At 66.7% G+C, this 19,888-nt stretch carries 19 protein-coding genes and 1 tRNA gene; 13 read left to right on the top strand and 7 right to left on the bottom strand.

Going from position 1 to position 19,888, the window contains the following annotated elements; all coding sequences use genetic code 11:
• The first annotated feature begins 4 nt into the window (after positions 1-4).
• A complete protein-coding gene (locus tag LY632_RS04215) occupies positions 5-508 on the top strand; it encodes a prolyl-tRNA synthetase associated domain-containing protein (protein WP_234093325.1) in 504 nt (167 codons plus the stop codon).
• Positions 505-1,347 (top strand): S-formylglutathione hydrolase, encoded by an 843-nt coding sequence (gene fghA, locus LY632_RS04210; RefSeq protein WP_234092558.1) that lies wholly within the window; start codon positions 505-507, stop codon positions 1,345-1,347. The genes LY632_RS04215 and fghA overlap by 4 nt, the downstream gene beginning before the upstream one ends.
• Here fghA and metW read toward each other — a convergent pair.
• Positions 1,344-1,937 (bottom strand): methionine biosynthesis protein MetW, encoded by a 594-nt coding sequence (metW, locus tag LY632_RS04205; RefSeq protein WP_234092557.1) that lies wholly within the window; start codon positions 1,935-1,937, stop codon positions 1,344-1,346. The two genes, fghA and metW, sit on opposite strands and share 4 nt — an antisense overlap.
• Positions 1,930-3,039, bottom strand: coding sequence for a homoserine O-acetyltransferase (locus tag LY632_RS04200; protein ID WP_234092556.1), 1,110 nt, complete (start codon positions 3,037-3,039; stop codon positions 1,930-1,932). Before LY632_RS04200 ends, metW begins: the two co-directional genes overlap by 8 nt.
• A 188-nt stretch (positions 3,040-3,227) precedes the next feature.
• On the opposite strand from LY632_RS04200, the gene hisC reads away from it, so the two are divergent.
• Both hisC and LY632_RS04190 read left to right on the top strand, forming a co-directional pair.
• Entirely contained in the window at positions 3,228-4,328 is a 1,101-nt protein-coding gene (hisC, locus tag LY632_RS04195; protein ID WP_234092555.1) for a histidinol-phosphate transaminase, read from the top strand.
• Complete coding sequence (locus LY632_RS04190; RefSeq protein WP_234092554.1) at positions 4,325-5,227, top strand: prephenate/arogenate dehydrogenase family protein; 903 nt, start codon at positions 4,325-4,327, stop codon at positions 5,225-5,227. The genes hisC and LY632_RS04190 overlap by 4 nt, the downstream gene beginning before the upstream one ends.
• Here the strand turns inward: LY632_RS04190 and LY632_RS04185 are convergent.
• From LY632_RS04185 to ftsE, 4 genes are read right to left on the bottom strand one after another with little or no spacing between them, the layout of a single operon-like run.
• Positions 5,224-5,907 (bottom strand): 1-acyl-sn-glycerol-3-phosphate acyltransferase, encoded by a 684-nt coding sequence (locus tag LY632_RS04185; protein ID WP_234092553.1) that lies wholly within the window; start codon positions 5,905-5,907, stop codon positions 5,224-5,226. The two genes, LY632_RS04190 and LY632_RS04185, sit on opposite strands and share 4 nt — an antisense overlap.
• The gene (locus LY632_RS04180; RefSeq protein ID WP_234092552.1) at positions 5,904-6,422 is read right to left on the bottom strand and encodes a YdcF family protein; all 519 of its coding nucleotides are present in this window, start codon (positions 6,420-6,422) and stop codon (positions 5,904-5,906) included. Before LY632_RS04180 ends, LY632_RS04185 begins: the two co-directional genes overlap by 4 nt.
• A complete protein-coding gene (locus LY632_RS04175) occupies positions 6,419-7,354 on the bottom strand; it encodes an ABC transporter permease (RefSeq protein ID WP_234092551.1) in 936 nt (311 codons plus the stop codon). Before LY632_RS04175 ends, LY632_RS04180 begins: the two co-directional genes overlap by 4 nt.
• The gene (gene ftsE, locus LY632_RS04170) at positions 7,351-8,085 is read right to left on the bottom strand and encodes a cell division ATP-binding protein FtsE (protein WP_234092550.1); all 735 of its coding nucleotides are present in this window, start codon (positions 8,083-8,085) and stop codon (positions 7,351-7,353) included. Before ftsE ends, LY632_RS04175 begins: the two co-directional genes overlap by 4 nt.
• 154 nt (positions 8,086-8,239) lie before the next feature.
• On the opposite strand from ftsE, the gene LY632_RS04165 reads away from it, so the two are divergent.
• The 3 genes from LY632_RS04165 (at position 8,240) to LY632_RS04155 (ending at position 11,223) form a co-directional block, all read left to right on the top strand.
• Positions 8,240-9,100 (top strand): MJ0042-type zinc finger domain-containing protein, encoded by an 861-nt coding sequence (locus LY632_RS04165; protein WP_234092549.1) that lies wholly within the window; start codon positions 8,240-8,242, stop codon positions 9,098-9,100.
• 110 nt (positions 9,101-9,210) lie between these two features.
• Positions 9,211-9,297: transfer RNA gene (locus LY632_RS04160), tRNA-Leu, on the top strand.
• A 102-nt stretch (positions 9,298-9,399) separates the two neighbouring features.
• Positions 9,400-11,223 (top strand): DEAD/DEAH box helicase, encoded by a 1,824-nt coding sequence (locus tag LY632_RS04155; RefSeq protein WP_234092548.1) that lies wholly within the window; start codon positions 9,400-9,402, stop codon positions 11,221-11,223.
• A gap of 6 nt (positions 11,224-11,229) precedes the next feature.
• Here the strand turns inward: LY632_RS04155 and LY632_RS04150 are convergent, their stop codons facing one another.
• Positions 11,230-12,021 carry a hypothetical protein gene (locus LY632_RS04150; protein ID WP_234092547.1) on the bottom strand — a complete coding sequence of 264 codons (792 nt, stop codon included), beginning with the start codon at positions 12,019-12,021 and terminating at the stop codon, positions 11,230-11,232.
• 172 nt (positions 12,022-12,193) lie between these two features.
• On the opposite strand from LY632_RS04150, the gene putA reads away from it, so the two are divergent.
• The 6 genes from putA (at position 12,194) to LY632_RS04120 (ending at position 19,879) form a co-directional block, all read left to right on the top strand.
• Positions 12,194-15,364, top strand: coding sequence for a bifunctional proline dehydrogenase/L-glutamate gamma-semialdehyde dehydrogenase PutA (gene putA / locus LY632_RS04145; protein WP_234092546.1), 3,171 nt, complete (start codon positions 12,194-12,196; stop codon positions 15,362-15,364).
• A gap of 57 nt (positions 15,365-15,421) precedes the next feature.
• Complete coding sequence (locus LY632_RS04140) at positions 15,422-15,949, top strand: hypothetical protein (RefSeq protein WP_234092545.1); 528 nt, start codon at positions 15,422-15,424, stop codon at positions 15,947-15,949.
• 56 nt (positions 15,950-16,005) lie between these two features.
• A complete protein-coding gene (dcd, locus tag LY632_RS04135) occupies positions 16,006-16,560 on the top strand; it encodes a dCTP deaminase (protein ID WP_234092544.1) in 555 nt (184 codons plus the stop codon).
• 11 nt (positions 16,561-16,571) lie between these two features.
• Positions 16,572-17,372 carry an acyl-CoA thioesterase II gene (locus LY632_RS04130; RefSeq protein ID WP_234092543.1) on the top strand — a complete coding sequence of 267 codons (801 nt, stop codon included), beginning with the start codon at positions 16,572-16,574 and terminating at the stop codon, positions 17,370-17,372.
• Positions 17,365-18,552, top strand: a complete 1,188-nt coding sequence (locus LY632_RS04125) for an acyl-CoA dehydrogenase family protein (protein WP_234092542.1) — start codon at positions 17,365-17,367, stop codon at positions 18,550-18,552. The genes LY632_RS04130 and LY632_RS04125 overlap by 8 nt, the downstream gene beginning before the upstream one ends.
• A gap of 148 nt (positions 18,553-18,700) precedes the next feature.
• Positions 18,701-19,879: a trans-acting enoyl reductase family protein gene (locus LY632_RS04120; RefSeq protein WP_234092541.1), complete on the top strand. Its 1,179-nt coding sequence runs from the start codon at positions 18,701-18,703 to the stop codon at positions 19,877-19,879.
• Positions 19,880-19,888 lie beyond the last annotated feature (9 nt).

Genomic DNA, 19,888 nt, shown 5'->3' with positions numbered 1-19,888 from the left:
GAAGATGCGCGGCGAGCAGGGCCTGATGGTGGACCTCGCCGCGCATTCGATCCCGCACCGGGTGTATGAACACCCGGCGGTCTTTACCGTCGAGGAAAGCGCGGACATCAAGGCGCATCTTCCCGGTGAGCACACCAAGAACCTGTTCCTGAAGGATGCGGGCGGCGCCTACTGGCTCGTGACCGTGCCCGCCGATATCCGAGTCGATCTGAAGCGCCTGCCCGAGGCCATCGGCTGCAAGCGGGTGAGCTTCGGCAATGCCGAGGACATGTTACGCCTGATCGGCCTCGCGCCCGGTTCCGTTACTCCCCTCGCCATGATCAATGCCGCGCACGGCAGCGTCACCGTGGTGCTCGACGCCGGGCTGGTGGCGGCGGAGCTGGTCAATGTCCACCCACTGCGCAACACCGCGACAGTGGGGCTTTCGGGCGCTGATATCTTGCGCCTGCTGCGGCATTGGGGCCATGCGCCGGTGATCGCCCCTATCCCGACAAAGGACGCCGCATGACCCTCGAAACCATCAGCCAGACCCGCAGCCACGGCGGGATGCAGGGCGTCTATTCGCACCAATCGACGGAAACCGGCACGGAAATGACCTTCTCGGTCTTCCTCCCCTCCCATGCCGAAGGCGAAACCTTGCCGGTGCTGTGGTATCTTTCGGGCCTCACCTGCACTCACGCCAACGTCACCGAGAAGGGTGAATTCCGCGCCGCCTGCGCGCAGCACCGCGTGGCCTTCATCGCGCCCGACACGAGCCCGCGCGGCGACGATGTGCCCGATGCCGAGGACGAATATGATTTCGGCAAGGGGGCAGGCTTCTATGTCGATGCGACGCAGGAGCCCTGGGCAAAGCATTACCGCATGCGCAGCTACATCGAGCGCGAGCTGCCCCAACTTGTCGCCGGACATTTCCCGCTCGACATGGCGCGCCAGTCGATCACCGGGCACTCCATGGGCGGCCATGGGGCCTTGACCATCGGCTTGCGCAACCCCGACCGCTTCCGCTCGATCAGCGCCTTTGCGCCCATCGTCGCGCCGGGCCAGGTGCCGTGGGGCGAGAAGGCGCTGGGCCGCTATCTGGGCGAGGACCGTGCGGCATGGCGCGAATATGACGCCGTCGCGCTGATCGAAGCCGGCGCCCGGCACGATCATTTGCTGGTGGACCAGGGGACCGCCGACACCTTCCTCGAAGAACAGCTACGCCCCGGCCTGCTCGCCATGGCTTGCGCTAGGGCGGGGATGGAACCGACTATCCGGCTACAGGAGGGGTACGACCACTCCTACTACTTCATCTCGACCTTCATGGCCGAGCATGTGAAGTGGCATGCGGAGCGACTAAGAGCCTAGCGACTAACCTCGAACAGCGCATACTCCGCGCGCCAGTTGGCACCGCCGCCCGACACTTCGCGTTCCTGGGTAAAGAACCAGCGGTTCTCGATCCGTATGCCGAGGCTGGCGGCGAGTTCCTCGAAGTCCTTCACCGTCACATGGTGGATGTTCGCCGTCTCGTACCAGCTGACGGGCAAGTGGCGCGTTACCGGCATACGACCGCGGCTCACCAGCGCCCAGCGCATCCGCCAATAGGCGAAATTGGGGAAGCTGACGAAGGCGCGGCGGCCGACCCGCAGCAGTTCGGCCAGCATATGGTCAGGCCGCGCGGCGGTCTGTAGCGTCTGGCTGAGGATGGCGTAGTCGAAGGCACCGTCGGGATAGAAAGCCAGATCGCGGTCGGCGTCGCCCTGGACCACGCTGAGACCTTGCCCGACGCAGCGCTCGACGCATTCCGCATTGATCTCGATCCCGCGCGCGTCGACCTGCTTGCTGTCGCGCAGCGCCGCCATCAGCACCCCGTCGCCGCAGCCGACATCGAGCGCACGGCTGCCGGGTTCGATCCGCTCGAGAATGGTACGCAGGTCCGGGCGCAGGCCGTCAGCCATCGAGGAAGCCCTTTACAACCCGGTCAAGCGCCGGGACATCGAGCAGGAAGCTGTCGTGGCCGAAAGGCGCGCTGAGCTCCACGAAACTGACCGACGCGCCCGCAGCGTTCAGCGCGTGGACTACGTGGCGGCTTTCCGCCGTCGGATAGAGCCAGTCGCTGTCGAAACTGACGAGGCAGAAGCGCGCCTTGGTGCCGGCAAAGGCATCGGCGAGCTTTCCCTCGTTCCCGCTTTTGGCATGCTCCTCGGCGATATCGAAATAGTCCATCGCGCGGGTGATATAGAGGTAGCTGTTGGCATCGAACCGGCGGGTGAAGCCGCTGCCCTGGTAGCGCAAATAGCTTTCGACCTGGAAATCGGCGTCGAAGCCGAAGGTCTTGGCGTCACGATCCTGCAAGCGCCGCCCGAACTTTTCGGTCAGCCCTTCCTCGCTGAGATAGGTGATATGCGCCGCCATCCGCGCCACGGCGAGGCCGGCGTCCGGTGCCTTGCCGTCGGTGTAGTAGTCTCCTTCGCGCCAGTTGGGATCGGCCATGATCGCCTGCCGCCCGACCTCGTGGAAGGCGATGTTCTGCGCCGAATGCCGCGCGGTGGTGGCGATGGCCAGCACGCGCGCGGCGCGATCCGGGAAATTGGCGGCGAGGCTCAAGGCCTGCATCCCGCCCATCGACCCGCCGACCACGGCATGCAGCTGCTCGATCCCCAAACCGTCGAGCAATCCCATGAGGCCGCGCACCATGTCGCGAATGGTGATGACCGGAAAGCGCATGCCATAGGGCTGGCCGTCGGGCGCGAGGCTGGCAGGCCCGGTCGAGCCCATGCAGCTGCCGATCACATTGGCGCAGATAACGTGATAGCGATCCGTATCGATCGGCAGGCCCGGCCCGACCATCCGCTCCCACCAGCCCGGCTTGCCGGTAACCGGATGGGTGCTGGCAAGATACTGGTCACCCGTCAGCGCGTGGCAGACGAGGATGGCATTGGACCTGTCCGCCGCCAGTTCGCCATAGGTCTCATAGGCGATCTCGACACGCTCGAGCAACTGCCCGCTGTCGAGCGGCAGCGGCTGGGGCAGCGCGAGGGTTTGGTGCGGATTGGACACTCGAGAGTTACCTGAAGGAAGGACAGGGCTTCGACAGGCTCAGCCCGAACGGATATTGGAAATTGCCCCTAGCCGTTCGCCCTGAGCTTGTCCAAGCCTGCCCAGAGCGTTTGCTGAAAGGAAACAGCCGAAGGGGGCTGTATTTTCTTTTTTGCCGTGTCAACGCGTTGCTCTAGGAGGCGCGCACAATGACAAGCCGCCCCACCATCAAGCCCTGGATCGCTGGCATCCACGCATATGTGCCCGGAAAGTCCACCGGCAAGGGCGGGCACGAGCTCGTCAAGCTGTCCGCCAACGAGAATCCGCTGGGTTGCTCGCCTATCGCGCTGGAGGCGCTGGCCGCCAATGCCGGCCCTGCGCGCTACCCCGATCCGGACTCGCGAGCGCTGCGCGGCAAGATAGCGGAAGTCCACGGCCTCGATGCCGAACGCGTGGTCTGCGGTACCGGTTCGGACGAGCTGCTCAACCTCGCCGCGCAGGCTTTCGCGGGTCCCGGCGACGACGTGCTGTTCAGCCGCTTCAGCTTCGCGGTCTATGACATTGCCGCGCGCCGCTGCGGCGCGACGCCCGTCGAGGCGCCCGACAGCGACTATGCCACCGATGTCGATGCGCTGCTGGCGGCGGTGAGCGAGCGGACCCGGGTGGTGTTCGTCGCCAACCCCAACAATCCGACCGGCAGCTTCCTGCCCCGCGCCGAGATCGCGCGGCTGCATGCGGGCCTTTCCGCCGACGTGTTGCTGGTGCTCGACCAGGCCTATGCCGAATATCTCGCGCCCGAGGAGGATGACGGCGGGTTTGAATTGGCGGCGGCGCATGAGAACGTGCTCGTCACCCGCACTTTCTCCAAGGCCTATGGCCTCGCGGGCGAGCGGATTGGCTGGGCAACCGGCGCGCCGCACCTGATCGATGCGCTCAACCGCATCCGCGGGCCGTTCAACGTGACCAACGCCGGGCAGGCGGCGGCCTTGGCGGGTCTGGGCGACCAGTCTTTCATCACCGCCACCCGAGACCACAACGCCCGCGAACTGGCGCGCTTCAGCGATGCCATGGCCGCGCTGGGCAACCACGGCATCCGTCCGCTGCCAAGCAAGGCCAATTTCGTGCTGGTGCTGTTCGAAGGCGCGCTGACGGCCGCCGCCGCGCTCGAAGCGCTGGCTGACGCGGGCTACGCCGTTCGCCACTTGCCCGGACAGGGCCTGCCCCACGGTTTGCGCATCACGATCGGCACGACTGCTGACATGGACGCGATCGCCAGCACAATCGCGAGCGCTGCGGAGGCGGCGCAGTGAGTTTTCAGCGGGTCGCCATCATCGGGCTCGGTCTGCTCGGCGGATCACTCGGCCTGGCGCTGCGCGAGCGCCTGCCGCAAGTCGAAACCACCGGCTACGACCGCGACCCTGCGACCCGCCAGCGCGCCGCCGAGCGCGGGCTGGTCGGCACAGTGTACGACAGCGCCGCCGAAGCCGTCGCGCAGGCCGATCTTGTCGTGCTGTGCGTCCCCGTCGGCGCCATGGGCGAGGCGGCACGCGAACTCGCCCCCGCCCTTCCCCCGCAAGCGATCGTCAGCGATGTCGGCTCGTCCAAGCGTTCGGTCCAGAAGGCGCTGGCCGAGGCGCTGCCCGATCACATCAATATCCCCGCGCACCCTGTTGCCGGGACCGAGCAGAGCGGACCGGACGCAGGCTTCTCGACACTGTTCGAAGGCCGCTGGTGCATCCTTACCCCGCCCGAAGGCGCACCGGACGAAGCAATCGAGCGCCTGACCGGGCTATGGCAGGCACTTGGCGCGAAGGTCGAAATCATGGATGCCGAGCATCACGACATCGTGCTCGCCGTGACCAGCCATATCCCGCACCTGATTGCCTACACTATCGTCGGCACCGCGTCGGACATGGAAGGCGTGACCCGCAGCGAGGTAATCAAGTACTCCGCCGGGGGCTTCCGCGACTTCACCCGCATCGCCGCCAGCGATCCGGTGATGTGGCGCGACGTGTTTCTGAGCAACCGCGACGCCGTGCTGGAGATGCTGGACCGGTTTACCGAGGACCTCACCGCGCTCCAGCGCGCGATCCGCTCAGGCGACGGCGAGACGCTGCATGACCTCTTCACCCGCACCCGCGCCATCCGCCGCTCGATCATCGACGAGGGTCAGGACGACGCCAAGCCCGACTTCGGGCGGAATCATTAGGCCGCATTGAGCGCGTTTATTGCCACCTCCGTCCGCCGCTCAACCTCGTTGCGAGGCAGTCCCGGCGGGATCGGTTCGCCGAACCTGTAAGTGATGGTCCCCGGCCGCTTGACCCAGCTGTGATACAGCGGGCCGCTGTCTACCGCGACGGGCACCACCGGCAGGCCGACCATCTTGTAGATGCCCGAAAAGCCGGATTGCAGCTTGCCATGGGTGCCATGCGGCACGCGGGTCCCTTCGGGGAAAATCACCAGCGGACGGCCCTCGTCGGCCTTGCGGCGGGCCTCGCGCATGATCCTGAGCAAGGCCTTCGCGCCTTCGTTACGTGCGACGGGCACCAGCCCGTATCTCTGCGCCAAGAAGCCCCACACCGGAATGCTGAACAGCTCCTTCTTGGCGAAGACCACCGGGAAGCTGAACATCTGCGGCGCATCGAGTGCCTCGAAGAAGCTCTCATGCTTGATCGCATAGAGCGCCGGGCCATCGTGCTGCTCTCCCTCGATGGCGATGCGGATGCCGACGATCACCCGCAGGCAATCGCGGTGATAGCCCGCCCAGCCCTTGACCGCGCGGCGGAACAGCTTGCGGTCGACCAGGAAGGCCAGCAGCGCCAGGATCACATAGACCGCGCTGCCGGCATAATAGACCGGATAGAACAGGGCACTGCGCAGCATGGTCATCGCGAAAACCAGCTGGCGATCAGCTTGTTGTATTCGAGGAACAGGGTGAACAGCGTCGGCTGGGTCGCCACCGCATCCTCGACCACGGCGATATTGGTCGGCAGCTTGCTGCGCAGTTCCCCGGCCGCGCGCCGCATGTGCCAGTCGGAAGTGACCAGGCGCAGCGACTTGATCTTGTTGGTCGCCACCCAGTCGGCGGTTTCCTGCGCATTGCCGCGCGTGTCCTCGGCAATGTAGCCCAGCACAACGCAGCATTGCATCTGCTGCATCGAGACGTCGAACTCGGCGGCGAATTCGGCCGGCTTGACGTCGGGATCGACGCCAGTGACCAGCATCAGCCGCGCCTGCTTTGCTTCGAGGATCTCGAGACCATGCGCAATCCGTCCCGCCCCGCCGGTCGGCACGATAACGGCATCGGTGGTCTTGTCCGCCAGCGGCTGCGGCAGGCTCACCGCAAACCACATGAAGCCGATCGCCCAGCTGACCAGCACCAGCAATAACGCGCGCCAGATCACAGCATCTTCCTTAGGGCTGCAACGACCGTCAGCCGTGCCGTTACCATGGCCAACGCCACGGTAACGACGGGCACCGCGGCAATCGCCAGCCAGTCATACCAGCGCAGCCCGCCGCCAGTGACCATGCCGCTATCGAGCGCCGCGAACTGCTGCCCCAGGAACAGGACTGCCGCTATACCCAGCACCAGCCCGACCGCGCCCCCCAGCGTGGCATCGAACGCGACCGTGCGCTGGAACACGCGGGCGATCTGGACATCGGTGCCGCCCAGCAGGTGGACAATCTCGATGGTATCGCGGTTGCTCCCGAGCGCACTGCGCGCCGCGAGGAACACCGCCGCCGTGCTCGTTCCTGCCAGCAATACCACGAGAGCGATGGCGAGCCATTGCAGCGAGGTGATGGCGGAGAACACCGGCCGCAGCCAGGTCGACTGGGCATCGATCCGCGCATCCGGAGCGACTTGCATGATAGCGGCCCGCATCCGCCGAAGTCTGGCGGGCGTTGCCTCCTCGCGCAGGCGCACGTCGATCAGCGCCGGGATCGGCACTGCCTCGCGGTCCACCCCGGCGCCGAGCCAGGGTTCGAGCAACTGTTCGAGCTCGCTTTGCGGCACCTGCCGGATCGTCGCCACATCGGCAAAGCCGGCCAGCACTTCTTCGATGCGAGCCGCCTGTCGTTCGCGTTCTTCGGGGTCGGCCTGCACCACTTGCACGGTCGCTCCGCCCGACAGCTCCGATCGCGCTCCGGCAGCGAGGTTGGTGAGCGCCAGGCCCGCCGCCGTTGCCACCACCGTCAGCGCAACCATCATCGCGATGACCCACGGCACCGGGCCGGCAAGGCTGCCCTGAGGCAACAGCTGACTTGCACGGTCGCCGCGGAACGGCACCAGCCCGCGGCCCAGCTTGCCCTTGGTATTCGGCGGGACGCTGCTCACGGGAACCCTTTCATGCCCGCTGGCCTGCGCGGCGGATTGCGCAACATGCCGGTGGGATCGGACAGCCGGCCCTTGTCGAGCCGCATGATCATCGATTGCGGCACCTTTTGCAGCAGGTGAAGGTCGTGAGTCGCCACCACCACGGTGGTACCGAGCCTGTTGAGCGCTTCGAACAGCCGCAGCAGCTTGACCGCCATGTCGGGATCGACGTTGCCGGTCGGCTCGTCGGCGACCAGCACGTCGGGCCGCCCGATCACCGCGCGGGCAATGGCGACGCGCTGCTGCTCGCCGCCGGAGAGCGTCGCCGGGCGGGCCTCGGCACGGTGGGCCAGGCCAACCCATTCGAGCATGTCCGTGACCGGCTTGGCCAGTTCCGCCTCGGGCACGCCCGAGACGCGCAGCGGCAGCGCGATATTGTCATAGGCCGACAGGTGCGGGACCAGCCGAAAGTCCTGGAACACCACCCCCAGCCGCCGCCGGTAATTGGGCAGGCGCGCGCGCGGCAGAGTGATGACATCGGTGCCGAACATGCGGATCACCCCGCGTGAAGGGCGCTGGGCGAGATACAGCAGCTTGAGCAGCGAGGTCTTGCCCGCGCCGCTCGCCCCGGTGAGGAAGTAGAAACTGCCCGGCCACAAGGTGAAGCTGATGTCGCTGAGGATCTCCTTGCCGGTGCCGTAACGCAGGCCGACATTGTCGAAGGTCACGACTTCTTCGTCGCCTTCGCTCATCGTTCGGCCTTTCGGAAATGGGTCAAGGTGGCAACGGGCATCGTCGCAAGGGCCTGTAGCAAGGCTTCCATGTGGAAAAAAGCGCCAAGCGCAATTGCATCCACCGCAGGCGCCCTTGCCAGCGATTCGCCATGAAGCGTAAGGCAGTACCCGGATGATCATCGCCTGCCCCGCCTGCTCCACCCGCTATGTGGTGCCCGACAGCGCCATAGGTGTCGACGGGCGCACCGTGCGCTGCGCCAAGTGCAAGCACAGCTGGTTCCAGGACGGGCCCGAGCCGGAGCTGACCGGGACGCAGGTGGGGGCCACGCCGCCAGCACCATCTCCACCACCGCCACCGCCACCGCCACCGCCGCCTCCCCCGCCGCGCCCCGAACCACGGGTCGAGGATGCGCCCGCGCCGACGCCGCGTCCGCAACAGGACAAGGTCGACGAGGCTGTGCCACCGCCGCCCGTGGCCGATCCTGGACCGGCAGGCGTGTTCGAAGGTCCACCGCCCGTTGGGGAAGCGACCCCGCCTCCCCCTCCCGTGCCCGATCAGGAAGACGACTATTCGCAGTTCGACTACGAGCCGCCGTTCCGGGCCCGCCGTAACCCGCTAAAGATCTGGACCGCCATTGCCGCGCTATTTGCGCTGGTGGCAGCAGGAACCATCGCCGCGATATCCTATTACGGCACGCCGGACTGGCTGCCGGTCAGCAAGCCGACCTTCGGTGTCGACCAGCCCGACCTGCGGCTCGATTTTCCTGCCGGCAAGCAGGATCGCCGGGTGATGTCCGACGGCAGCATCCTGTTTGCGATCAGCGGAACCATCACCAATATCGGGCGGGAGACCCGCCGCGTGCCCAATGTGCTGGTGGCGCTTTATGACGCCAACGATACCCGCGTGTGGCGCTTCGAGGTGAAGCCGCCGGTGGCGACCCTCGCTCCGGGGGAATCGGTAACGATCAACGAAGCCACCAACGAAGTGCCCAAGCGCACCCGCCGCGCCCGCATCGGCTGGAGCCCGAGCTGATCGAACCACCGCGCGGATTTAGCTCAAACCCGCTTGCAGCCCTGCGGACTCGCTGCTAGGGGCGCGCTCCTACCACCCCGGGGCCGGCATTTGGGCAGCCCTGACTGTGTGCGGTCGTGGCGGAACTGGTAGACGCGCAACGTTGAGGTCGTTGTGGGCGAAAGCCCGTGGAAGTTCGAGTCTTCTCGACCGCACCAAATTTTTTCGACAGTGTCGGACTTGCCTGCGGGCACCCCACCGCCGCGTCGCTGCACCTGACGTCTTGGCTGCGCCGCGGCTGACCCTTGCGAGATCCGATCATGATTTTCACCAATCTTCCTGCCAGCCTGCGCGACGCGCTGGCGCAGCGTGGCTATGCCGAGGCCACGCCGGTGCAGGCCGCCGTGCTCGAACCCGAAGCGGCGGGGCGAGATCTGGTCGTCTCGGCCCAGACCGGGTCCGGCAAGACCGTCGCCTTCGGACTCGCCATGGCGAGCGAGCTGCTCGACGAAGCCGGCAAGCTGCGCTTCGCCGCCGGGCCGCTGGCGCTGGTCATCGCCCCCACGCGCGAACTGGCCTTGCAGGTCAGCCGCGAGCTTGCCTGGCTCTACCAGGCCGCAGGCGCGCGCATCGCCACCTGCGTCGGCGGCATGAACCCGACCAAGGAGCGCCAGGTGCTCCGCGGCGGGGCAACCATCGTGGTAGGCACACCAGGGCGCCTGCGCGACCATCTGGAGCGCGGGGCGCTCGACCTGTCGGCGCTCGCCGCCGTGGTGCTCGACGAAGCCGACGAGATGCTCGACATGGGCTTTCGCGAGGAGCTCGAGGAAATCCTCGACGCAACGCCCGACAGCCGCCGCACGCTGCTGTTCTCTGCCACCATGCCCAAGCCGATCGAAGCGCTGGCGCGGCGGTACCAGCGCGACGCGCTGCGGATCGCGACGCTGGGCGACCAGCGCGGGCATGGCGACATCGCCTATCAGGCGGTGACTGTCTCCCCGCCCGAGATCGAGAACGCGGTGGTCAATCTTCTGCGCTACCACGAGGCCGAGACGGCAATCCTGTTCTGCGCCACGCGCGACAATGTCCGTCACTTGCACGCCACCTTGCAGGAGCGCGGCTTCGCCGTCGTGGCCCTGTCTGGCGAGCATTCGCAGCAGGAACGCAACCAGGCGCTGCAAGCGCTGCGTGATCGCCGTGCCCGGGTCTGCGTAGCGACCGACGTTGCCGCACGCGGGATCGACCTGCCGACGCTGAGCCTCGTGGTCCATGTCGAGATCCCGCGCGATGCGGAGACCCTGCAGCACCGGTCGGGCCGCACCGGTCGTGCGGGCAAGAAGGGCACCGCCGTGCTGATCGTCCCGTTCTCGCGCCGCCGCCGGGTCGAGGAGATGCTGCGCCGGGCGAAGATCGAGGCCGAATGGACCGACGCGCCCGACCGCGAGTCGATCAAGGCCAGGGACCGCGAGCGGCTGCTCGACGTGCTGCTCCAGCCGGTCGAGATCGACGAAGGTGACCGCGAGCTGGCCGAGCGGTTGCTCGCCGAGAAGAGCCCCGAGGACATTGCCGCCATGCTGGTGGCGTCGCACCGGGCCAAGCTGCCTGAGCCGGAAGACCTGCTCGCCAACACGCCGGAAGCTCGCCGCGCCGCGCAGCAAGAGCGCCATCGCCCCGGTTTCGAGGACACGGTCTGGTTCCGGATGGACATCGGCCGCCGCCGCAACGCCGATCCGCGCTGGATCCTGCCGCTGCTGTGCCGCCGCGGGCACATCACCCGCAACGAAATCGGCGCGATCCGCATCGCCGCCAACGAGACCTTCTTCCAGATACCGCGAACCGTTGCGGGCAAATTCGCTGCCGCCGTCGAGCGCACCGCCGGAAGCGAAGACGATCAGGAGAAGATCCTGATCGAGCCCTCCAACGAAGCCCCACGCGATGCCGCACGCGACAACAGGCGTGAAGAGCCACGCGATGGTCGCCGTGATGACAGAAGGGGTCCGCCGCAACGCCGCGACAATGCGCGTGGTCCGGGCGGGACGGAACGAGGCCCAGGCGGCGAGCGTCCGCGGGTAAAGCCCAAGCCCCATCGCAAGGGTCCCGGGGGCGGCAAGCCGCCATTCAAGGGAAAGCCGAAGAGTCGGTAAGTAGCGTCAGGCGTAGTCGAAGCGTACCAGGCAACAAGGCTTGTGGTTTTGCGACAGAATGAAGGCCTCACCCTCACTCACCGCAATCTCGAACGGCACGCCAAGCTCGACATAACGCCGGAAATGCATCTCCCCGCCGCTCGGCAGGGTCGCGCGCTTGCCCAGCGCCAGTGCGGCAAATTGCCGCACCGCTTCGGCCAGGTGGGTCGCGTTCACGTGGTCGCCGGAGCCACTCATATATGGGTGGCCGGGCGGGAGGCCATTTTCGGGCGTAACCAGCGCGAGCCCCGGATCATCGGCGTTAAGGAAACTGCCGCCTGCCACAGGTGCGTGGATGGCTTGGTCTGCTGCGAACACGAAGGACGCGGGCTCCCTGCCCGCCGCTGCTTTCGCCTCCGCTCGCCAGCCTTCAAAGTTGCGGGTGCGGAAGACCACGCCCGCGCCGCTCATGCGATAAACCAGCCGTCCGGCCTTATCGAAAAGGGTGATGCGAAAGCGCTGCTTGCCCCCATCCTCGTAATAATCCGCCAGGCCATGATGCGCATGGCCGCAGCCGGGCGCGCCGCACTGCCATTCCATCTCGGTCAGCGCGGTCCACTGGCCATCGGCCCAGTTTCGCTTGGCCAGTCCCGCCTCGACCGAGGCCCAAAAGTTTATCGTCTGCACCACGATCGGATGGTGCGGGTCGAGCGCCAGCCAGGGCCATGCCGCGACATCGTCCGAACAGGCCAGCGCGACCGACCCATCGCGCAGCACCTCGTGCGCGGTGCAGAAATGCGTCCCCGCCAGCTGCGCCATCAGGCCTCGCCGTCCGGTCCGGGCTTCGCAATATCCATCGCGTTCTTTCCCCCGCGCATGTTCATTTGTTGCGGCAGCGATAGCGGCTCCTTTGCACCAATGCGAGGCCCCTTGATCGCGCCTGTTTTCGGGTCCACGGGCGGCCAATATCCGTGACTCGCCACACCGAGAGATGACCACAACCATGCCAGAATTCACCCCGCTCGACCGCACCGCCCTGCGCCAGGCCTATCGTATGGAAGAGGAGGCCTGCGTTGCCGAACGGCTGAAACAAGCGGCCCCCGCGCAAAGCGTGCATGGCGCGGCGCAAGCGCTGGCCGTCCGCCTGATCGAGGACGCGCGCAGCCGCAAGGCGAGCGGGATCGACGCCTTCCTCCACACCTATGGCCTCGCGACCGAGGAAGGCATCGCGCTGATGTGCCTCGCCGAAGCGCTGCTGCGCGTGCCCGACCACGCCACCGCCGACGCGCTGATCCGCGACAAGCTGGGCGATATCGACTGGGGCGAGCATCTGGGCGAGAGCAGCTCGACCTTCGTCAATGCGGCGACCTTCTCGCTGATGCTGACCGGCGAAGTGCTGGAGCGACCCGAGCAGCACCAGCGCGGCATGGGCAAGACGCTCAAGCGCACCATCAACCGGCTCGGCGAGCCGGTGATCCGCAAGGCCACGCTGCAGGCGATGAAGATTCTCGGCGGGCAGTTCGTCTATGGCCGCACCATCGACGAGGCATTGAAGCGCGCCCGGCCGGAGCGGGCCAAGGGGCTGACCCACAGCTTCGACATGCTGGGCGAGGCGGCGATGACCTTCGCCGATGCCGAACGCTATCGCCAGTCCTACGCCGCCGCGATTGCCCGGCTGGCCCGGGAAAGCGACGGCTCGATGCTCTCGAGCCCGGGCATTTCGGTCAAGCTCTCGGCGCTCTATCCCAAATACGACGTGTTCCACCAGGAGGCGGCAGTCGCCGCGCTGGTGCCGATGCTGCGCGATCTCGCCATGCAGGCCCGCGCCGCCAACATGCATTTCAACATCGACGCCGAGGAGGCCGAGCGGCTGGAAATCTCGCTCGACATCATCGAGCAACTGGTGGCCGATGACGCGCTGTTCGCCAAAGATGATGGGAGCAATTGGGAAGGCTTCGGTATCGTCATCCAGGCCTACCAGAAGCGCGCCGCCCCGCTGTGCGACTGGGTCATCAAGCTGGCCCGCCGCCAAAATCGCCGCCTGATGGTGCGGCTGGTCAAGGGCGCGTACTGGGACAGCGAGATCAAGCTGAGCCAGGTCGGCGGTTACAAGGATTTCCCGGTCTTCACCCGCAAGGTCGCGACCGATGTCAGCTATCTCGCCTGCGCGGCCAAGCTGCTCGAGGCGCAGAATTCCATCTATCCGGCTTTTGCCACGCACAATGCCTATACGGTGGGGGCGATCAAGGCGCTGGCCGGCACCATGGCCTCGAACAGCGAAGCGGTTGGCCAACAAGGTCCCGATTTCGAGTTCCAGCGCCTGCATGGCATGGGCGAGGAACTGTACGAGGCGCTCGCTGCCAGCGAAGGCAACCGCAAGACGCGCGTGCGCATCTATGCGCCCGTCGGCGTGCACAAGGACCTGCTGGCCTATCTCGTCCGCCGCCTGCTGGAGAACGGCGCCAACAGCAGCTTCGTCAACCGCATGGCCGATGCCGAAGTGCCCGCGGTCGAGCTGGCCGGCGATCCGGTGGCGGAACTCGCTGCGCTGGAGCCGCGCCGCAACCCTGACATCGCCCTGCCCGCAGACATCTTCCCCGGCCGCAAGAACAGTGCCGGCGTCGACCTCGCCGACCCGCTGGTGCGCGAACCGCTGCTCGCCCGGCTCGAGGCGCTGGAGGAGCGGCACTGGTACGCCGGGCCGACGTTCCCGGCCGCGCAGGCGGGCGAGGAAGCCCCGATCAACGCCCCGCAGGACTTGGGCCACGAAGTCGGTACCCGGCGCGATTCGACCGAGGAGGAGGTGCGCGACGCGATCACCCGTGCCGAACGCATCCAGCCGGGCTGGAATGCGCTGGGCGGCGAGAAGCGCGCGCTGCTGCTCGAGGAAGCCGCCGACCTGTTCGAAGCGCACACCGACGAATTCCTCAGCCTGTGCCGCCGCGAGGCAGGCAAGACCGTGCTCGACGGCGTACTCGAAGTGCGCGAGGCGGTGGATTTCCTGCGCTACTACGCGGTCGAGGCGCGCCGCCAGTTCGTCGCCCCCACCATCCTGCCCGGCCCGACCGGTGAGGAGAACCGGCTGCATCTGGCGGGCCGCGGCGTCTTCGCCACGATCAGCCCGTGGAATTTCCCGCTGGCGATCTTCATCGGGCCGGCCGCTGCCGCCATCGCCGCCGGCAATACGGTGGTCGCCAAGCCGGCCGAGCAGACCCCGCTGATCGCTGCGCTGGCCGTGAAGCTGTGTCACGACGCAGGCATCCCCGAGGAAGTGTTCCAGCTTCTCCCCGGCGCCGGCGACGTCGGCCAGATGATCACCTCGGACCCGCGCCTTGCCGGGGTCGCCTTTACCGGCTCGACCGAGACGGCGCGCGCCATCAACCGCACACTCGCGGCGCGCGAAGGGCCGATCGCGACCTTCATTGCCGAAACCGGCGGGCAGAATGCGATGATCGTCGACAGCTCGGCCCTGCCCGAACAGGTCGCGCGCGATGTCGTCGCCAGCGCCTTCCAGAGCGCGGGGCAGCGCTGTTCGGCACAGCGCATGCTCTATATCCAGGACGACGTCTACGACGGCATGCTGGAGATGATCCGCGGCGCGTTCGAAGCGCTGGAGATCGGCGATCCGGCGGAATTCAGGACCGATGTCGGCCCGGTGATCGATCCCGACGCGCGCGCCGCGCTCGAACGCCATGTCGCCCGGCGCAAGAAGGCCGGGCACACGCTGTGGCGGCGCAAGCTGCCGCGCAGCGCGGCGCACGGCTGCTTCGTCGCCCCGACGATCATGGAAATCGGCTCGATCCTCGACTTAAGGCGCGAGAACTTCGGTCCGATCCTCCACGTCGCGCGCTTCCGCGCCGACCAGCTGGAGCAGGTGATCGAGGACATCAACGCCACCGGCTACGGCCTGACGCTGGGCCTGCACAGCCGGATCGAGGCGACCCGCCGCTTCGTCGAGGCGCGGGCGCGGGTCGGCAATTTCTATGTCAACCGCAACCAGATCGGGGCGGTGGTGGAAAGCCAGCCGTTCGGCGGCGAGGGCCTGTCGGGCACCGGGCCCAAGGCCGGCGGCCCGCACTATGTCGCCCGTTTCGCCACCGAGCGGGTGGTGTGCATCGACACGACAGCGGCAGGCGGCAACGCGACGCTGCTTGCAGGATAGCAAGACACGGGAATCGGGGGTTACCTTCCTCCGATTCCCCCGTTAGAACGCCCACCCATGGGCCGTTATCTCAAGCTTCTCGTCGCCTTTCTTGCGCTCGCCTGGTCGCCTGCGGCCATGGCAGAAGTGAAAATGCACTTCCATTCCTTCGACGGATCGGTGCTGTTCGGGCGCTATCCCCACGCCTTCATCGTGCTCGAAGGGACGCTCGCCAATGGAACTGCGGTCAACGAAAACTACGGCTTTTCCGCGCTCAAGACCACGCCCGCGATCCTCAACGGCCCGGTGCGACACACGGTGATCTCGGAGAAACCCAAGACCATCCCCAAGACCAACCGCCACTTCACCGTGACCATCAGCGACGCGCAATATATCCGGATCAAGCAGGAGGTCGCCGCCTGGCGCGATGCGCCGGGCAAGTATTACGACCTCGAAACACGCAACTGCATCCATTTCGTCGGCAAGATGGCGGAGCTGGTCGGGCTCAAGGTCAGCTATCCCAAGGACATGCTGCGACGGCCCAAGAAGTGGCTCAACCATGTGACCGGGCTCAATCCGAGCCTGGGGGCGAAGCAAATCAAATAGGGGGATATTTCCCCCGCGCGCTTGCCGCACACGCGACACTCGGGAATCGTGCCGCCATGGCTATCCTCTCCGACAAATGGATTCGCGACAAGGCGCTGAACGAAGGGATGATCGAGCCCTTCGTCGAGGCGCAGCGGCGCGAGGGGTGCATTTCCTACGGGCTGTCCAGCTTCGGCTATGACGCGCGGGTGGCGCCCGAGTTCAAGATCTTCACCAATGTCGACAGCGCGGTGGTCGATCCCAAGGATTTCGCCAGCAACAGCTTCGTCGACCGCGAGACCGATGTCTGCATCATCCCCCCCAACAGCTTCGCGCTGGCGCGGACGGTGGAATACTTCCGCATCCCCGAGGATGTACTGGTAATCTGTCTGGGCAAGAGCACCTATGCCCGCTGCGGGATCATCGTCAATGTCACCCCGCTCGAGCCGGGCTGGGAAGGCCATGTGACGCTGGAGTTCAGCAACACCACGCCGCTACCGGCCAAGATCTACGCCAACGAAGGCGCGTGCCAGTTCCTGTTCCTGCAAGGCAACGAACGGCCCGAAGTCACCTATGCCGACCGCGCGGGCAAGTACATGGGTCAGCGCGGCGTTACGCTCCCCAGGCTTTAGGCACCGGGGTAGTGAGCACTTGGAAGATCCCGTTCTGGCGCTGTGTGCCGGGGGAGGGAAAGGGACGCTACCTCTTGCCCGTGATGCCTGCTGCCACCGTCGGGCCGGAAGGCGCGCCGCATATCATGGGCGGGGTCGCGCTCGGCGCGCTGATCGATGCGATGGAACTGGACAGCGAACTGCCGCTGCAATTCGCGCATGTGCAATTCCTCAGCCCGACCCAGCACGCCGAACAGCTCGACATAGCTTGCAAGCAGTGCGGCGGCGGGCGGGCAGTGGCGCAATACGCCGCCCATGCCAGCGTCAACGGCCGCCCCACCCATCGCGCCAGTGCGGCGCTGGGCGCGCGCGAGCCAGCTGAACAGACGCTGTTCGCCGCAATGCCCGAGGTGCCCGGCCCGGATGCCAGCGCCGAGCGCGCCCACACCTACCCGGTCGCGCCGGGCGGCTTGCTCGACCAGATGGACTATCGCATCGCCGCCGAAGACACGGCGCGCGGCATGCAGGCGATCTGGACCCGTAGCCGCGCCGGCTTCGCCGTGGATGCGGGATGGCTGGCAATCATCTCCGACTTCTTCCTCGGTGCCCACCCCGGATCGCGCGGGCCGGGATCGTCGAGCCTCGATGCTATGTTGCGGTTCGTGCAGGGCTGCGAGCCAGGCTGGGTGCTGTCGGTCACCGAGTTCGCGGCCTACTCTCGCGGCGTGGTCCATGGCTCGGCGAGGCACTACGCCGAGGACGGGCGGCTACTGGCGATCTCGAGCCAGTCGGGCGTGCTGCCGCGCATACCCATGGGAGCGATCGATGGCTGAAACCCCGCTGTTCGACCAATGGCGCGCCCGCTCGCCGCATTACGACGAAACGCACGAGGCGGTTTGCCAGAGCGTGCGGAGCTTCGTCGCCCGCGAGATCATGCCGCATGTCGCCGAATGGGAAGCGGCGGGCGAATTACCACGCGAGTTGCACCGCAGGGCCGCCGAGGCAGGTGTGATCGGCCTCGGCTATCCCGAGCATCTCGGCGGCAGCGGAACGATCGAAGAGGGCGGCTTCGACGTCTTCCATTCGCTGGTCCAGTCGGAGGAAATGTGCCGGCCGGGTGCTGGTGGCATCCCCGCCTCGCTGCTGACCCATGGCATCGGCCTGCCGCCGATCATCGCCATGGGCAGCCCCGAAATGCAGCAGCGGATCGCTCCGCAAGTGCTCAGCGGCGAGAAGATCATCTGCCTCGGCATCACCGAGCCGGGCGGTGGGTCCGACGTGGCCCAGCTTCGCACCAAAGCAGAGCGGCGCGGCGACCATTATGTCGTTACCGGCGAGAAGACATACATCACCAGCGGGATGCGCGCCGACTACATCACGCTGGCGGTGCGCACAGGGGGCGAAGGCATGGGCGGGGTGTCGCTGCTGCTGGTCGAAATGGACCGGCCCGGCGTGACCCGCACCCCGCTGGCCAAGATGGGCTGGCATGCGTCGGACACGGCGACGATCCACTTCGATGCGGTCGAAGTGCCGGTGGGCAACCTCATCGGTCCCGAGAACCAGGGCTTCGGCGGGATCATGCGCAATTTCAACGGCGAGCGGCTCGGCATGGCACAGCAGGCGGCGGCCTATTCGCGGCTCTGCTACGAAGACGCACTCGACTGGGCGCGCCAGCGCGAGACCTTCGGGCGGCCGCTGGTGACGCGGCAGGCGATCCGCCACAAGCTCGCCCGCATGCTGCAGATGATCCAGGCGACGCAGGCAATGATCGACCATGCTGCCTGGACGGTGAAGACCGGCTGCGCCTTCCCCGGCGACTTCGCCCTGCTCAAGGTGCAGGCGACCCACACGATGGAATATTGTGCCCGCGAGGCGTGCCAGATCATGGGCGGCGCCAGCTTCATGCGCGGCGGGCGGGTCGAGCGGATCTATCGCGAAGTGCGGGTGATGGCGATCGGCGGCGGCTCGGAAGAGATCATGTACGACCTTGCCAGCCGGCAATTCCGGTTCTGACATGGGAACGCTTTGACTCCCGCTGCGGGAAAACCCATTACCAAACACGTCACCCCGGACTTGATCCGGGGTCCCGCTTGGTTTGAGAGCATCCCTGAAGAACAGCGGGACCCCCGCTTTCGCGGGGGTGACGGAGAGAGGATGGCTTATGTCTGACCGCGAATTCGATATCATCGTCTATGGTGCAACCGGCTACACCGGGCGCCTGGTGGCCGAGCATTTCGTCCGTCACTACGGCGACCGTGCGGACGCGCCGAAGTGGGCCATGGCCGGCCGCAGTCTTTCCAAGCTGGAGGAAGTGCGCGACGAGATCGGTGCGCCCACCTCCACCCCGCTGGTGGTCGCCGACGCCTCGGACCCCGACAGCCTCACCGCCATGTGCAAGCGCACCAGGGTGGTGCTGACCACAGTGGGCCCGTACCAGCTCTATGGCGACGAGCTGGTCGCGGCCTGCGTCGCCACCGGCACCGACTATGCCGACCTGTGCGGCGAGCCGGGCTGGATGCGCGAAAAGATCGACCAGCATCACGAAGCGGCCAAGACCAGCGGCGCGCGCATCTGCTTCTCCAGCGGGTTCGATTCGATCCCCTTCGACTTGGGCGTGCTGATGCTGCAGAAGGCCTCGCAGGAAAAGTTCGGCCGCCCGTGCAGCCGCGTGAAGGGCCGCGTGCGTGCCATGGCCGGGACCTTTTCGGGCGGAACCGCAGCCAGCCTCACCGCCACGGTCAAGGCCGTCGCCAAGAATCCCAAGCTGATCCCGATCCTCTCCAGCCCGTTCGGCCTCACGCCGGGCTTCGAAGGGCCGAACCAGCCCACAGGCCTGATCCCGGAATTCGACGAAGACACCGGCAAATGGGCCGCGCCCTTCATCATGGCGACGATCAACACCAAGAACGTCCACCGCACCAATTTCCTGCTCGGCCACCCCTATGGCGAGAACTTCAAATACGACGAGATGATGCTGACCAGTCCGGGCGAGGCGGGCAAGGCTGCGGCCAACGCCGTGACCGAAATGCTCAAGAACCCCTTCGGCGCCAAGCCGCCCAAGCCGGGCGAAGGCCCGACCAGGCAGCAGCGCGAAGACGGCTTTTACGACGTGCTGTTCATCGGCAAGACCGGGCACGGGGATGAGGAACTGCGCCTCGGCGTCAAGGGCAAGTACGATCCCGGCTACGGCTCGACCAGCCGGATGCTGGCCGAGACCGGCATGGCCTTGCTCGACTGCAAGGCAGCGGGCGGCGTCGGCACGCCCGGTGCGTTCCTCGGCGAGGACCTCGTCAAACGCCTCGAAGCCAATGCGGAGATCAGCTTCGAGGTCGAAGACTAGTCCATTCGC

Source organism: Erythrobacter sp. SDW2 (genome assembly GCF_021431965.1).
Classification (GTDB): Bacteria; Pseudomonadota; Alphaproteobacteria; order Sphingomonadales; family Sphingomonadaceae; genus Parerythrobacter.
Note: the sequence above shows the minus strand (reverse complement) of the source record. Positions and strands in the feature narration are given on the sequence as shown.

Coding starts and splice junctions, on each gene's coding strand:
- ftsE (WP_234092550.1), bottom strand. CDS start 8,085: ATGAGCGAAGGCGACGAAGAAGTCGTGACCTTCGACAATGTCGGCCTG.
- LY632_RS04215 (WP_234093325.1), top strand. CDS start 5: ATGCGCGGCGAGCAGGGCCTGATGGTGGACCTCGCCGCGCATTCGATC.
- putA (WP_234092546.1), top strand. CDS start 12,194: ATGACCACAACCATGCCAGAATTCACCCCGCTCGACCGCACCGCCCTG.
- LY632_RS04125 (WP_234092542.1), top strand. CDS start 17,365: ATGGCTGAAACCCCGCTGTTCGACCAATGGCGCGCCCGCTCGCCGCAT.
- LY632_RS04140 (WP_234092545.1), top strand. CDS start 15,422: ATGGGCCGTTATCTCAAGCTTCTCGTCGCCTTTCTTGCGCTCGCCTGG.
- LY632_RS04150 (WP_234092547.1), bottom strand. CDS start 12,021: ATGGCGCAGCTGGCGGGGACGCATTTCTGCACCGCGCACGAGGTGCTG.
- hisC (WP_234092555.1), top strand. CDS start 3,228: ATGACAAGCCGCCCCACCATCAAGCCCTGGATCGCTGGCATCCACGCA.
- dcd (WP_234092544.1), top strand. CDS start 16,006: ATGGCTATCCTCTCCGACAAATGGATTCGCGACAAGGCGCTGAACGAA.
- fghA (WP_234092558.1), top strand. CDS start 505: ATGACCCTCGAAACCATCAGCCAGACCCGCAGCCACGGCGGGATGCAG.
- metW (WP_234092557.1), bottom strand. CDS start 1,937: ATGGCTGACGGCCTGCGCCCGGACCTGCGTACCATTCTCGAGCGGATC.
- LY632_RS04155 (WP_234092548.1), top strand. CDS start 9,400: ATGATTTTCACCAATCTTCCTGCCAGCCTGCGCGACGCGCTGGCGCAG.
- LY632_RS04120 (WP_234092541.1), top strand. CDS start 18,701: ATGTCTGACCGCGAATTCGATATCATCGTCTATGGTGCAACCGGCTAC.
- LY632_RS04165 (WP_234092549.1), top strand. CDS start 8,240: ATGATCATCGCCTGCCCCGCCTGCTCCACCCGCTATGTGGTGCCCGAC.
- LY632_RS04185 (WP_234092553.1), bottom strand. CDS start 5,907: ATGACCATGCTGCGCAGTGCCCTGTTCTATCCGGTCTATTATGCCGGC.